The sequence below is a fragment of the Citrobacter sp. LST-B2 genome (assembly GCF_057983045.1).
This window is the reverse complement of record NZ_CP192598.1, coordinates 1,932,904-1,946,133: the sequence shown is the minus strand read 5'-3', so window position 1 is coordinate 1,946,133 and position 13,230 is coordinate 1,932,904. Positions and strand designations below refer to the sequence as shown.

11 protein-coding genes are annotated in these 13,230 nt (G+C 52.9%); 4 read left to right on the top strand and 7 right to left on the bottom strand.

Annotated elements, in window-relative coordinates; translation table 11 throughout:
- The first annotated feature begins 190 nt into the window (after nucleotides 1-190).
- A complete protein-coding gene (gene sulA / locus ACQ0PY_RS09185) occupies nucleotides 191-700 on the top strand; it encodes an SOS-induced cell division inhibitor SulA (RefSeq protein WP_043001158.1) in 510 nt (169 codons plus the stop codon).
- 355 nt (nucleotides 701-1,055) lie between these two features.
- On the top strand, nucleotides 1,056-2,111 hold the full coding sequence (ompA, locus tag ACQ0PY_RS09180; protein ID WP_043001975.1) for a porin OmpA: 1,056 nt from the start codon (nucleotides 1,056-1,058) through the stop codon (nucleotides 2,109-2,111).
- A 76-nt stretch (nucleotides 2,112-2,187) separates the two neighbouring features.
- On the opposite strand, the gene matP is transcribed toward ompA, so the two are convergent.
- A complete protein-coding gene (gene matP, locus ACQ0PY_RS09175; RefSeq protein ID WP_043001159.1) occupies nucleotides 2,188-2,640 on the bottom strand; it encodes a macrodomain Ter protein MatP in 453 nt (150 codons plus the stop codon).
- Nucleotides 2,641-2,825: 185 nt separating this feature from the next.
- Between matP and ACQ0PY_RS09170 the strand changes: the two genes are divergently transcribed.
- Nucleotides 2,826-4,586, top strand: coding sequence for an AAA family ATPase (locus ACQ0PY_RS09170; RefSeq protein ID WP_043001160.1), 1,761 nt, complete (start codon nucleotides 2,826-2,828; stop codon nucleotides 4,584-4,586).
- 68 nt (nucleotides 4,587-4,654) lie between these two features.
- Complete coding sequence (gene fabA / locus ACQ0PY_RS09165) at nucleotides 4,655-5,173, top strand: bifunctional 3-hydroxydecanoyl-ACP dehydratase/trans-2-decenoyl-ACP isomerase (protein ID WP_013097260.1); 519 nt, start codon at nucleotides 4,655-4,657, stop codon at nucleotides 5,171-5,173.
- A gap of 95 nt (nucleotides 5,174-5,268) precedes the next feature.
- Here the strand turns inward: fabA and rmf are convergent, their stop codons facing one another.
- The 6 genes from rmf to rlmKL form a co-directional block, all read right to left on the bottom strand.
- Nucleotides 5,269-5,436, bottom strand: coding sequence for a ribosome modulation factor (gene rmf / locus ACQ0PY_RS09160; protein ID WP_042320000.1), 168 nt, complete (start codon nucleotides 5,434-5,436; stop codon nucleotides 5,269-5,271).
- 258 nt (nucleotides 5,437-5,694) lie between these two features.
- Nucleotides 5,695-6,258, bottom strand: a complete 564-nt coding sequence (gene pqiC / locus ACQ0PY_RS09155; protein WP_044256303.1) for a membrane integrity-associated transporter subunit PqiC — start codon at nucleotides 6,256-6,258, stop codon at nucleotides 5,695-5,697.
- A complete protein-coding gene (gene pqiB / locus ACQ0PY_RS09150; RefSeq protein WP_044256306.1) occupies nucleotides 6,255-7,895 on the bottom strand; it encodes an intermembrane transport protein PqiB in 1,641 nt (546 codons plus the stop codon). Before pqiB ends, pqiC begins: the two co-directional genes overlap by 4 nt.
- A gap of 4 nt (nucleotides 7,896-7,899) precedes the next feature.
- Nucleotides 7,900-9,153 (bottom strand): membrane integrity-associated transporter subunit PqiA, encoded by a 1,254-nt coding sequence (gene pqiA / locus ACQ0PY_RS09145; protein ID WP_043001163.1) that lies wholly within the window; start codon nucleotides 9,151-9,153, stop codon nucleotides 7,900-7,902.
- A 14-nt stretch (nucleotides 9,154-9,167) separates the two neighbouring features.
- Entirely contained in the window at nucleotides 9,168-11,075 is a 1,908-nt protein-coding gene (locus ACQ0PY_RS09140) for an ABC transporter ATP-binding protein (protein WP_109740138.1), read from the bottom strand.
- 12 nt (nucleotides 11,076-11,087) lie between these two features.
- Nucleotides 11,088-13,196, bottom strand: a complete 2,109-nt coding sequence (gene rlmKL / locus ACQ0PY_RS09135) for a bifunctional 23S rRNA (guanine(2069)-N(7))-methyltransferase RlmK/23S rRNA (guanine(2445)-N(2))-methyltransferase RlmL (RefSeq protein WP_043001165.1) — start codon at nucleotides 13,194-13,196, stop codon at nucleotides 11,088-11,090.
- Between the last annotated feature and the right edge of the window lie 34 nt (nucleotides 13,197-13,230).

The window sequence follows — 13,230 nt, the reverse complement described above, 5'->3', positions numbered from 1 at the left end:
AAGAATGATTTGCCGTCACGAATCCGTTAATGACGAAAATAGGCAACTTATTCTCAAGGGGCAAGCTGAATTTCGTTTTTACCGCTACCATGAATAAAAATTGCGAGTCTCTTTCCGAAAATAAAGTTGATCTTTCACGACATCAGGGTTACTGTACATCCATACAGTAACTCACAGGGCTGGATTGATTATGTACACTTCAGGCTACGCAAATCGTTCTCCGTCATTCTCTTCCACATCGAACACGATGGCGCGCGTCTCTTCCGAGAAAGTGTCCACCGGGCTTATCAGCGAAGTGGTCTACCGCGAAGACCAGCCCATGATGACGCAGTTACTGCTGTTACCGCTTCTTCAGCAGCTAGGACAGCAATCGCGCTGGCAGCTCTGGCTGACGCCACAGCAGAAGCTGAGCCGTGAATGGGTTCAGTCTGCTGGGCTTCCGCTGACTAAAGTGATGCAAATTAACCAACTGTCCCCCTGCCATACGCTGGAATCAATGGTTCGTGCATTGCGCACGGGCAACTACAGCGTGGTAATTGGCTGGCTAACAGAAGAATTAACAGAAGAAGAACATGCTGAATTGGTTAAGGCGGCAGATGAAGGAAATGCGATGGGATTTATCATGCGTCCCGTGAATGCACACACCCATGCCACGAGACAGCAAACCGGGCTAAAAATTCACTCAAATTTGTATCATTGAGTAAATTTAGGATTTATCCTGGAATTTTTTTTCCTCCTCGACCTTCACATTGAGGACTAACGTTTTTTTTCTGTGAACGCTTGGCGCACGCGGTTCCCGCGAAATCTGGCGATAAATTCTGATGCGCCAAATGTTAAATATTATGTATACAAGTTTTTTTTTTTCATATGCCTGACAGAGTTCACACTTGTAAGTTTTCAACTACGTTGTAGACTTTACATCGCCAGGGGTGCTCGGCGTAAGCCGCAGATATCGGTAGAGTAACTATTGAACTACTCCCCCGGTGAAGGATTTAACCGTGTTATCTCGTTGGAGATATTCATGGCGTATTTTGGATGATAACGAGGCGCAAAAAATGAAAAAGACAGCTATCGCGATTGCAGTGGCACTGGCTGGTTTCGCTACCGTAGCGCAGGCCGCTCCGAAAGATAACACCTGGTACACTGGTGCTAAACTGGGCTGGTCCCAGTACCATGACACTGGTTTCATCAACAACAACGGTCCGACCCACGAAAACCAACTGGGTGCCGGTGCGTTCGGTGGTTACCAGGTTAACCCGTATGTTGGCTTTGAAATGGGTTACGACTGGTTAGGTCGTATGCCGTACAAAGGCGACAACATCAACGGCGCTTACAAAGCTCAGGGCGTTCAGCTGACCGCTAAACTGGGTTACCCAATCACTGACGATCTGGACATCTACACTCGTCTGGGTGGTATGGTATGGCGTGCAGACACCAAGGCTAACGAACCTGGTGGCGCTTCCTTTAAAGACCACGACACTGGCGTATCCCCAGTATTCGCAGGTGGTGTTGAGTACGCAATTACTCCTGAAATCGCTACCCGTCTGGAATACCAGTGGACCAACAACATCGGTGACGCTAACACCATCGGTACTCGTCCAGACAACGGTCTGCTGAGCGTAGGTGTTTCTTACCGTTTCGGTCAGCAGGAACAAGCTGCTCCGATCGTAGCGCCGGCTCCGGCTCCAGCTCCTGAAGTACAGACCAAACACTTCACTCTGAAGTCTGACGTTCTGTTCAACTTCAACAAAGCGACTCTGAAACCAGAAGGCCAGCAGGCTCTGGATCAGATGTACAGCCAGCTGAGCAACCTGGATCCGAAAGACGGTTCCGTAGTGGTTCTGGGCTTCACGGACCGCATCGGTTCTGACGCTTACAACCAGGGTCTGTCTGAGAAACGTGCTCAGTCTGTTGTTGATTACCTGATCTCTAAAGGTATCCCGGCTGACAAGATCTCCGCACGTGGTATGGGCGAATCCAACCCGGTTACTGGCAACACCTGTGACAACGTGAAAGCTCGCGCTGCACTGATCGACTGCCTGGCCCCGGATCGTCGCGTTGAGATCGAAGTTAAAGGCATCAAAGACGTTGTAACTCAGCCGCAGGCTTAAGTTTCCGTCTTATGAAAAAACCCCGCGTTGCGGGGTTTTTTTTGGCCGTCAGCAAAACAGCTTTGATGAAAACCTGTCACTCTTTGCCTAACAGCGCCTGCAGATCCTGCTTTAGCGAAGACATCTTGTTAGCGTACTTCTCTTTATTCTCTGCATCTTCAATCAGCTGCACTACGGTCTCTGATAGCGTTTTGCCTCGCCGCTGTGCCAGCCCTGCCAGTCTCTGCCAGACAATAAATTCCAGATCGATAGATTTCTTTCGCGTGTGCTGATGCTCGGCATTGAAATGACGTTTACGCCGTGCGCGTATCGTCTGTTTCATGCGGTTTTGCAGCGCGGGACTCATATGTTCGTCAATCCAGAGATTGACCCGCACCGGTTCATTTTCCAGCGTAAGCAACAAATCCACGGCCTCCTGGGCTGCACTGGCCTCCACATAACGGGTTATTAATTCCCCTTCGCGATGCTTCTTCACCAGGTACTTCCACTTCCAACCGCTTTCAAGATTCTCAAGTTGTTGATATTTCATGGCGATCTCAATGTTACCGTGTCACTCCTATCAGAATATCAGCTTTTTTAGCATCTGAAGAAAAGAATCTTCAGGCTGTGAGCCACTCTGCAGCCTCCTGTGCGTTTGCCATCGCATTCCACGTGTGAAGCGCGGACGGTTACGCTATAATCGCGTCTTTTACAACAGACTAAAAAACATCAACTTTGACCATTACGAAACTTGCATGGCGTGATCTTGTCCCTGATACCGAAAGCTATCAGGAGATTTTTGCACAGCCACATGTCACTGAAGAAAACGACACATTACTGAGTGATACTCAACCACGTTTGCAATTTGCCCTGGAGCAATTGTTACAGCCCAGAGCCTCATCCCCTTTCATGCTGGCCAAAGCCCCCGAAGAGCTTGAGTATCTTAATCTTCTTGCCGATGCCGCACGTGCCTTGCAGCACAATGCCGGTCACCTGACGGGAGGTCATTACGAGATCTCTGGTCACACGATTCGCTATCGTGACGCTGAGCGGGAAGAGGATAATTTTTCTACCTTATCTCAGGTGGTGATTGCCGACTGGGTTGAGGCAGAGCAACTGTTTGGCTGCCTGCGTCAATTCAACGGCGACATCACGTTACAACCGGGACTGGTTCACCAGGCCAATGGCGGCGTGCTGGTTATCTCGCTGCGCACTCTGCTTGCACAACCGCTACTGTGGATGCGCCTGAAAGCGATTGTCAGCCGCGAACGCTTTGACTGGGTAGCCTTTGATGAATCACGTCCGCTACCAGTCTCTGTGCCGTCTATGCCGCTTAAACTGAAGGTGCTGTTAGTCGGTGAGCGCGAATCGCTGGCGGACTTCCAGGAGATGGAGCCCGAACTGGCCGAGCAGGCGATTTATAGCGAATTCGAAGATAACCTGCAGATTGTGGATGCAGAATCCATGACGCAGTGGTGCCAGTGGGTAACGTGGACCGCGAGACATAATCAGTTGCCTTACCCGGCACCCGACGCCTGGGAAGTGCTGGTTCGCGAAGCGGTGCGCTATACCGGCGAACAGGATACGTTACCGCTCAATCCGCTGTGGATCATCAGGCAGTTCACGGAAGTCGCGCCGCTGTGCGAAAGCGAAACCTGCAGCGGTGAACAACTTAGCCTGATGCTTGCTCAGAGAGCGTGGCGTGAAGGGTTCCTGGCTGAACGCATGCAGGATGAGATCCTCCAGGAACAGATTCTGATCGAAACCGAGGGTGAGCGCGTGGGTCAGATCAACGCCCTGTCGGTGATTGAGTTTCCGGGTCACCCTCGCGCCTTCGGTGAACCTTCTCGCATTAGTTGCGTCGTGCACATCGGCGATGGCGAGTTCACGGACATTGAGCGGAAAGCAGAACTTGGCGGTAATATTCATGCTAAGGGGATGATGATCATGCAGGCGTTCCTGATGTCGGAACTCCAGCTCGAACAACAGCTCCCCTTCTCGGCTTCACTCACGTTTGAACAGTCCTACAGTGAAGTCGATGGCGACAGCGCGTCCATGGCGGAACTGTGTGCACTCATCAGCGCCCTGTCAGATGTGCCGGTAAATCAGAACATCGCTGTTACCGGGTCGGTCGATCAGTTCGGTCGAGCCCAGCCGGTTGGTGGTTTAAATGAAAAAATTGAAGGCTTCTTCGCGATTTGCCAACAGCGTGAACTGACGGGTAAGCAAGGGGTGATTATCCCTTCTTCTAACGTCAGACACCTGAGCCTGCAACCCGCACTGTTACAGGCCGTTGAAGAAGAGAAGTTCACTATCTGGGCGGTAGATGACGTGACCGACGCATTACCGCTGCTGTTAAATCTGGTGTGGGATGGCGAAGGCCAGATGACGCTGATGCAGACTATCCAGGAGCGTATCGCCCAGGCGACGCAACAGGAAGGACGTCACCGTTTTCCATGGCCGCTGCGTTGGCTGAACGGTTTTTTTCCTAACTGATCGGACTTGTTCAGCGTACACGTGTTAGCTATCCTGCGTGCTTCAATAAAATAAGGCTTACAGAGAACATGGTAGATAAACGCGAATCCTATACAAAAGAAGACCTTCTTGCCTCTGGTCGCGGTGAGCTGTTTGGTGCGAAAGGCCCGCAGTTGCCTGCTCCTAACATGCTGATGATGGACCGTGTCGTCAAAATGACCGAAACGGGCGGCAACTTCGACAAAGGTTATGTTGAGGCAGAGCTGGATATTAATCCGGATCTTTGGTTCTTCGGATGCCACTTCATCGGTGATCCGGTCATGCCGGGTTGCCTGGGACTGGACGCCATGTGGCAGTTGGTTGGATTCTACCTCGGCTGGCTCGGCGGTGAAGGCAAAGGCCGCGCGCTGGGCGTAGGCGAAGTGAAGTTCACCGGTCAGGTGTTGCCTTCTGCGAAGAAAGTGACCTACCGTATCCACTTCAAGCGCATCGTAAATCGCCGCCTGATCATGGGTCTGGCAGATGGTGAAGTGCTGGTGGATGGTCGTCTGATTTATACCGCAAACGATCTGAAAGTCGGGCTGTTCCAGGACACCTCTGCGTTCTGATGCCAACCGGGTGAATGACCAGATAGCGTCATTTATCACAGGTCATAAAAGGCGAAACCTCCGCACTGCGGAGGTTTCTTTTTAAAGAGACAGAATCAGGCCATTACCACCCTGTCAGCCATGGCTTCTCGCCAGCCTCCTAGCCAGTACGACCTCTGATTCAGCGTCTGATAGGGACACATTTCTTTTGAGCGTCCGGCAATACCGGCCTGATAACCACGTTGATGTGCCCGTTCCAGGCGATCTCGTTTTTGTCTCTTCATGCCTCGTTTCCCTCATACTTAATATCTGGTGGAAAAGATAACAGTGATTACGAAGTGTGCAATCACACTAAACGAATACCGCGAATCCCCGGTTCCGTCAATGCGCAAAATTCACACAGGTGTCATATTTGTGAGCTAGTGAAAAACTCGGTTGTACAAAAAATGTGAACCGGAACAAGTTCCTGGCCCCTCTTTATGGCCAAAAAAAAACCGCCTCAAACGCACGGTCTGAGACGGTTTTATTTACAAAATTTTAAACTATGGGATGCGCTTCAGCTCCTGAGCGATCGCCGCCGCTTCCTGACTCCAGACGTTCGCCAGCACTTTCACCATTTCATCGTAACCGTCCTGTGTCTGTATGGCTTCAATGTGGAACGGGCGCTTAATGAGACGTCCCTGATGGTTTAGCAGCCACTCACCGCTGACCACCACTTTGCCATCATAACGACCGTGGAAGCCGGTGACCGTCACGTTGAGCGTGTCCTGCACGCTGCCTAACGGTTGAGACGCCACCACCCAACCCGGCAATTGTGTACTCAGATTGGCAACCAGCGTATTGCGCAACTGTTGATCCAGCGGGCTGGCCCACAGATTATTATTGGCGATCACGTACTGTACATCGCTGGTCTGATAGACCACGCCATTGCCGGCCAGATAATCCGGCACTGCAACTTGCTCGACCCACAGCAGACGGTTCCCCTGGCTTGCGGTACTCTGCACGCCACCTTGCGCAACAGGAAGCTGGTAATAGCTTTTGTTATCTCCACTGGTACTGCATGATGTCAGCCAGAACGCCATCGCCACCACTAGCCACTTTTTCATTGTTTCGCCCTCTTCGGCTCTGGATCTTTCTTGTCCTTCGCTTCAAACACCAGCGCGTTACTCTTGTCATTCAGCGTTTTCAGCACCGGCTGTAGCTCGCGGAGCACCTGATCAAGACGTTGCATATCGGCCACCATCTTGTTGTAGGCTGCCGAACCCGGCTGGAAGCCCTGCATGCTGCGATTCAGTTCACGCAGAGTATTCTGCATATCTGCCGGCAGTTGTTGCATAGACTGACTGGACGTAATCTTGTTCATGTTATCCAGTGTCGTTTGCAGATGTTTCATCGTGCGCTGGCTTTCACTCAACGTATTGGTGGCCTGCTCAATCATCGGGTTCAGCGGCAGATTGTTGATCTTATCCAGCGCTTCCATCAGCCGCTGCTGAATTTGTGCCAGACCGCCGCTCACCGTCGGGATGATCTGATAACCGTTAAACTCGCGAATGCCAGTAATCGGCGGCTCTTTCGGATAGAAGTCCAGATCGACATACAACGCCCCGGTCACCAGGTTCCCGGTTTTCAGCGAGCCGCGTAAGCCCCGCTTCAGCAGGTCGGCCAGATGAGCGCCCACGTCGGTATCTTCACCCAACTGCGCTTTCAGACGCTCGGGTTCAATGCGCACCAGCACAGGAATACGGTAATCGTTGTTAAACACCTGACGCATATTTGGCGCAAAGAACGGCACTTTACTCACCGTCCCCAGACGAATACCGCGGAACTCCAGCGGCGCTCCCGGTTGCAGACCGCGGATCGAATCTTTGAAGAACATCAGGTAATCGATGTGCTCGGTGAACAGCGAATCCTGGATGCTTTTCTGATCGTCATACAGGCTAAAGGCGGCCTTCTCGGCAACCGGCTGACCCTGCTCAAGCCCTTCAGGTACGTCAAAACTAACACCTCCGCCAAATAACGTCGTCAGCGAGCCCATTTCTACCCGCATGCCTGCGGACGTCAGATCCACGGCAATCCCGCTGTCTTTCCAGAAACGGACGTTGCTGGTGACCAGGCGATCGTTAGGTGCATTAATAAACAGCTGATAGCTGATGCTGCGTTTTTGTGGATCAAAAGTACTGGTTTCCACCGATCCGACGCGATAGCCACGGAACAGAACCGGATCGCCGGGACTAAGCTGACCGGCTTTTTTACTGTCGAGCACCACGCGGATCCCCTTGGCATCAGGCGGCGCCAGCGGCGGCGAATCCAGCAGATCATACTTTTCCAGTTTGTTACCTTTATTACCCGGCTGCAGTTCGATATAAGCGCCAGAAAGCAGCGTCCCTAAGCCGCTGATCCCTTCACGTCCAACCTGTGGCTTCACCACCCAAAACACGGAGTCTTTGTGCAGCAGTTTTTCCATACCGGCGTTCAGGCGCGCTTTGATTTCAACATGCGTCAGATCGTCGGTCAGCGTGGCGCTTTCGACGACACCCACGTCAACGCTGCGGCTTTTGATAGTGGTTTTTCCGCCCTCGATGCCCTCAGCATTGGTGGTAATCAGGGTCACAACCGGTCCCTGATGGCTGTAGTGATAGAACAGAACCCATGCCCCAATCAGCGCAGTGACGATGGGAAAAATCCACACGGGAGACCAGTTTTTTACTTTCTGGATTTTGGCTTCCCCACTTTTAGATTCCATGTTATCAGGACTCCTCATGGCCTGGTTCTGGTTCACGATCCCACGACAGACGCGGATCAAATGTCATCGCAGAAAACATTGTCATAATGACGACTAAAGCAAACATTAATGCACCCATTGCTGGATAAATATTCATCAAACCTCCCATGCGCACCAGCGCAGAGAGCACGGCGATAACAAACACATCAATCATTGACCAGCGACCTACAAACTCCACCACTTCATAAATCAGGTGCATGCGTTCACTGTCACGCTTGCCATGCCCTTTGGCGTCCCAGCACAGCCAGGCAATGGCGATCATTTTTAGCGTCGGCACCATAATACTGGCGATAAAGATCACCGCCGCGACCGGATAAGAGCCTTCACTCCAGATTAAAACCACCCCTTCAAGAATGGTGGAAGGCAGTTTCGACCCCAGTAAATCGGTGATCATGATCGGCAAAATATTCGCTGGAAGATATAGCATGATCGACGTGAACAGTAATGCCAGCGTCCATTGCAGGCTGTTTCTGCGGCGCACATACCCTTTCGTTTCGCAGCGCGGGCAAAGATGCTCATCCGCCGGAAGGATCGCCGTACAGCAGGAACAAGAGCGTAATCCCTGACGAATGCCGGGAACGCCAGGCGTTAACGTCTGTTTAATCACGGGCATAGGGGCGATGTCGTCCCACAGCCAGCGACGGTCAACACACTGAAACGCGCGGAGTTGCAGAATGCAGAAGAAGCACCAGGGGATAAAGCTGCTGCCGACGCCGATATCGCCGTATGCCATCAGTTTGACGAAACTTACCAGCACGCCCGCGAGAAAAATTTCCGCCATTCCCCAGCTCTTTAGCTGAAACAGAATGCGAGCCAGTTGGGCTTTGAGCCTTGCGGGCATTTGTACCCGATTCACCAACAACAGAATGGTTAACAGGCAAAATGCGGGTACCAGTTGAACGAAGAGTAAAAAGAACGTACCGAGACTGGCGTAATTTTCCGAAAACAGGACACCAGGGATTTGCATCAGGGTCACTTCACTGCTCACCCCAGCGACATTCATATTCACAAAAGGGAACAGATTCGATAAAAGCAACATAAACAACGCGACTAACGCATAGGCAGTGGGACGCTGTCTCGGCGCGTCCCACATCACCGTCAATGTTGTGCCACATCTCGGGCATGCCGCTTTCTGCCCATGCTCAAGGTGGGGCAATGCCACCAGCATGTCACACTGCGAGCACAAAATGTGCTTTGCGGCATGATGATGTTCGCACATGGTGTGCTCCTTAATTATGCACCATTCTTTAACGCTTCAAGATACTCCCAGCGCTCAAAGGCCTGCTCAAGTTCTTGCTCTGCATTTGCCAGATCGGCCAAAACCTGTTGTGTCTGCTCATGAGGCTGGCTGAAAAACGCGGCGTCGGCAACCTGTGCCTGCAGGGCTTCCAGCTTCGCTTCCAGTTCTTCCAGCCGTTGCGGTAACTGTTCCAGTTCGCGCTGCAGTTTATAGCTTAGTTTGCTACTGGCGCGTTTTACAATTTCTGCTTTCGGGGCAACCACTTCCTCAGTTTTTTTCGCCGCTGGCTGTTTAAACGCCAGATGCTGTTCCTGTTGACTGCGTGCATCATGATAGCCGCCGACATAACGGCCGATTTTCCCGTTGCCTTCGAAAATCCAGCACTCGGTCACCGTATTGTCGACAAACTGACGATCGTGGCTCACCAGTAACACGGTGCCCTGATAACCATCAATCAGCTCTTCCAGCAACTCCAGCGTTTCGACGTCGAGATCGTTCGTTGGTTCATCGAGAATCAACAGATTGCTGGGTTTCAGAAAAAGACGCGCCAACAGCAGACGATTTCGCTCACCGCCAGACAGTGCGCGTACCGGGGTCATCGCCCGTTTCGGATGGAACAAGAAGTCCTGCAAATAGCCGAGCACATGGCGCGGTTTGCCGTTAACCATCACTTCCTGCTTACCTTCGGCGAGGTTGTCCATCACCGTCTTGTCTGGATCCAGTTCGGCGCGGTGCTGGTCGAAATAAGCGATTTCCAGTTTCGTACCGACGTGAATACGACCGCTGTCCGGCGGCAACTGGCCTAACATCAGCTTCAGCAGCGTGGTCTTACCGCAGCCGTTAGGACCGATCAGGGCAATTTTATCGCTGCGCTGTACCTGAGCTGAAAAGTCTTTCACCAGCTGTTTGCCGTCGACCTGGTAATCCACGTTCTCCATTTCGAAAACGATCTTACCGGAGCGGGTCGCCTCTTCGACCTGCATCTTCGCGGTGCCCATCACTTCGCGGCGTTCGCTGCGTTCGCGGCGCATCGCTTTCAGCGCCCTCACGCGGCCTTCATTACGGGTACGACGGGCTTTAATGCCCTGGCGGATCCACACCTCTTCCTGCGCCAGCTTGCGATCGAACTCGGCGTTCTGGAGTTCTTCGACGCGCAGCGCCTCTTCTTTCTCCACCAGGTATTGATCGTAATTCCCCGGGTAGGTCACCAGCTTGCCACGATCGAGATCGACAATGCGGGTCGCCATATTGCGAATAAAAGAACGGTCGTGGGAGATAAAAATAATCGTCCCATTGAACGACTTCAGGAACCCTTCCAGCCAGTCAATGGTTTCAATATCGAGGTGGTTGGTCGGTTCATCCAGCAGCAGAACGCGCGGATTACTGACCAGCGCACGACCCAGCGCGGCTTTACGCAGCCAACCACCGGACAGCGACGACAACGCGGCATTAGGATCCAGTCCTAACTGCACCAGCACCTCATTGATGCGGTTTTCCAGTTGCCACAGATTGTGGTGATCGAGCTGCTCCTGCACTTTTGCCAGCTCATTTAAGTTTCTGTCGCTCGGATCGGTCATCACCAGACGCGAAATTTCGTGATATCGCTTAAGGTAGACCGCCTGTTCTTCGATGCCTTCCGCGACAAAATCGTAAACGGTGCCTTCAATATTGCGCGGAGGATCCTGTTGCAAACGGGCAACGATCAGATCCTGCTCATAAATAATGCGCCCATCGTCCAGACCCTGCTCACGATTGAGGATCTTCATTAACGTTGATTTGCCGGCGCCGTTACGGCCCACCAGACAGACGCGTTCGTTATCTTCGATATGCAGTTCTGCATTATCAAGAAGCGGCGCGTCGCTGAACGACAGCCATGCGCCATGCATACTGATTAATGACATTTACTTATCCTTTCAGGCCGCGGTAATCAACCAGCAGTTGTGGATTTGACGGTTACGGGCAAAGTCCTGGGAAAGCGTTTTTTGGGTGATTTCTTGTGCTTTCAGCCCCAGCGCCGCCAGTCCGTCAAGATCCATACGGAATCCGCGTTTATTGTTGGAGAACATGATCGTGCCGCCTTTACGCAGCAGACGTTTCAGATCTTTCATCAGCGCCAGGTGATCGCGCTGAACGTCAAAGGCATCCTCCATCCGTTTCGAGTTGGAGAACGTCGGGGGATCGATAAAAATCAGATCAAACTGTTCATTAGCTTCACGCAGCCAGGCCAGACAGTCGGCCTGGATCAGGCGATGCGCGCGTCCGCTCAAGCCATTCAGACGCAGGTTGCGCTCTGCCCACTCAAGATAGGTACGCGACATATCGACCGTCGTGGTGCTGCGCGCGCCACCTAAACCTGCGTGTACACTGGCGCTGCCGGTGTAGGAAAACAGGTTAAGGAAGTCTTTGCCGTTGCTCATCTGCCCCAGCATCCGTCGCGCAATACGGTGATCGAGGAACAGTCCGGTATCCAGGTAATCGGTCAGGTTCACCCACAGGCGAGCGTTGTATTCGCTTACCTCGATGAATTCCCCCTTCTCGTTCATCTTCTGATACTGGTTTTTCCCTTTCTGCCGTTCACGGGTTTTCAGCACCAGCTTGTTCGGCGCAATCTCCAGCACCGACAAGGTGGCGGCGATGATGTCGAACAGTCGCTGACGCGCTTTCTGCGCATCGACAGTTTTAGGCGGAGCGTACTCCTGAATCACGACCCAGTCGGCGTAGCGATCGACCGCTACGTTGTATTCAGGCAGATCGGCATCGTACAGGCGGTAGCATTCAATCCCTTCCTGACGCGCCCATTTTTCCAGTTTCTTGATGTTTTTACGCAGACGGTTGGCATAGTCTTCCGCCACCGTTGCCGGTTTGCTGTCCGGCGTGCTTTCCGCTACATGGTAGTTTTTCTGCACACAGTCCAGCGGGCCGTTTTTCGCTTTGAATTGTTTGTCCGCGCGCAGTTGCAGGCTGCTTAGCAAATCCGGTGAGGCGCTGAACAAAGAGAGATTCCAGCCGCCGAACTGGTTCTTCATGGTGCGTCCCAGCAGGCTGTGCAGCGCAATCAGCGCCGGCTCGCTGTCCAGACGTTCGCCGTAAGGCGGGTTGCTGATCACCGTCCCGTAAGGACCTTTCGGCAGCGGATTGCTCAGCTTCGCCACGTCTTTGACTTCGAAGGTGATCAGTTCGCCAATCCCTGCGCGACGGGCGTTGCTGCGCGCGCGTTCGATCACTCGGGCATCACTGTCAGAGCCGTAAAAACGCGAGGTATATTCAGCCAGACCTTTGCGGGCGCGGGTTTGCGCTTCCGCCTTCACGTCCTGCCAGATAGCGTCATCATGCTGCGCCCAGCCGCTAAAGCCCCAACGCCCACGGTGTAAGCCCGGTGCGCGATCGGTTGCCCACATCGCCGCCTCAATCAATAGCGTGCCCGAACCGCACATCGGGTCGAGCAATGGAGTTCCCGGCTGCCAGCCAGAGCGCATCACAATCGCCGCCGCCAGCGTCTCTTTGATCGGTGCCAGACCGGTGCGATCGCGATAGCCGCGCAGATGCAGACCGTCACCGCTTAAATCCAGCGCAATGCTGGCCGTGTCTTTATTCAGCCAGACGTTTACGCGGATGTCTGGCGATTCGCGATCGACATTCGGACGCGGCAGATTTTTACGCGTGAAGGCGTCAACAATCGCATCCTTGACTTTCATCGCGCCGTACTGGCTATTGCGAATGGTGTCGTTCAGCCCGCTGAAGTGGACAGCAAAGGTCGCACCCGGATTAAACATTGCCGTCCAGTCGATGGCCTGCACACCAAGGTAAAGGTCTAAGTCACTGTAAACTTTGCACTCACCCAACGGTAAAATAATGCGCGAGGCCAGGCGACTCCACATCAGGCTCTGGTAAACAAGCCGGGTGTCGCCCTGGAAATGGACCCCACCCTGAACCACCTGACACTCCACGGCGCCGAGGCTTTCCAGTTCAGTTTTTAACAGCTCTTCCAGCCCACGGGCCGTACTGGCAAACAAAGAATTCATAGCGTCACTTATACTCGAAGAAAATTGCTGCGCA

Bases quoted from the DNA above. Each gene is read 5' to 3' on its own strand.
- sulA (WP_043001158.1), top strand. From the start codon at position 191: ATGTACACTTCAGGCTACGCAAATCGTTCTCCGTCATTCTCTTCCACA.
- ompA (WP_043001975.1), top strand. From the start codon at position 1,056: ATGAAAAAGACAGCTATCGCGATTGCAGTGGCACTGGCTGGTTTCGCT.
- matP (WP_043001159.1), bottom strand. From the start codon at position 2,640: ATGAAATATCAACAACTTGAGAATCTTGAAAGCGGTTGGAAGTGGAAG.
- fabA (WP_013097260.1), top strand. From the start codon at position 4,655: ATGGTAGATAAACGCGAATCCTATACAAAAGAAGACCTTCTTGCCTCT.
- rmf (WP_042320000.1), bottom strand. From the start codon at position 5,436: ATGAAGAGACAAAAACGAGATCGCCTGGAACGGGCACATCAACGTGGT.
- pqiC (WP_044256303.1), bottom strand. From the start codon at position 6,258: ATGAAAAAGTGGCTAGTGGTGGCGATGGCGTTCTGGCTGACATCATGC.
- pqiB (WP_044256306.1), bottom strand. From the start codon at position 7,895: ATGGAATCTAAAAGTGGGGAAGCCAAAATCCAGAAAGTAAAAAACTGG.
- pqiA (WP_043001163.1), bottom strand. From the start codon at position 9,153: ATGTGCGAACATCATCATGCCGCAAAGCACATTTTGTGCTCGCAGTGT.
- ACQ0PY_RS09140 (WP_109740138.1), bottom strand. From the start codon at position 11,075: ATGTCATTAATCAGTATGCATGGCGCATGGCTGTCGTTCAGCGACGCG.
- rlmKL (WP_043001165.1), bottom strand. From the start codon at position 13,196: ATGAATTCTTTGTTTGCCAGTACGGCCCGTGGGCTGGAAGAGCTGTTA.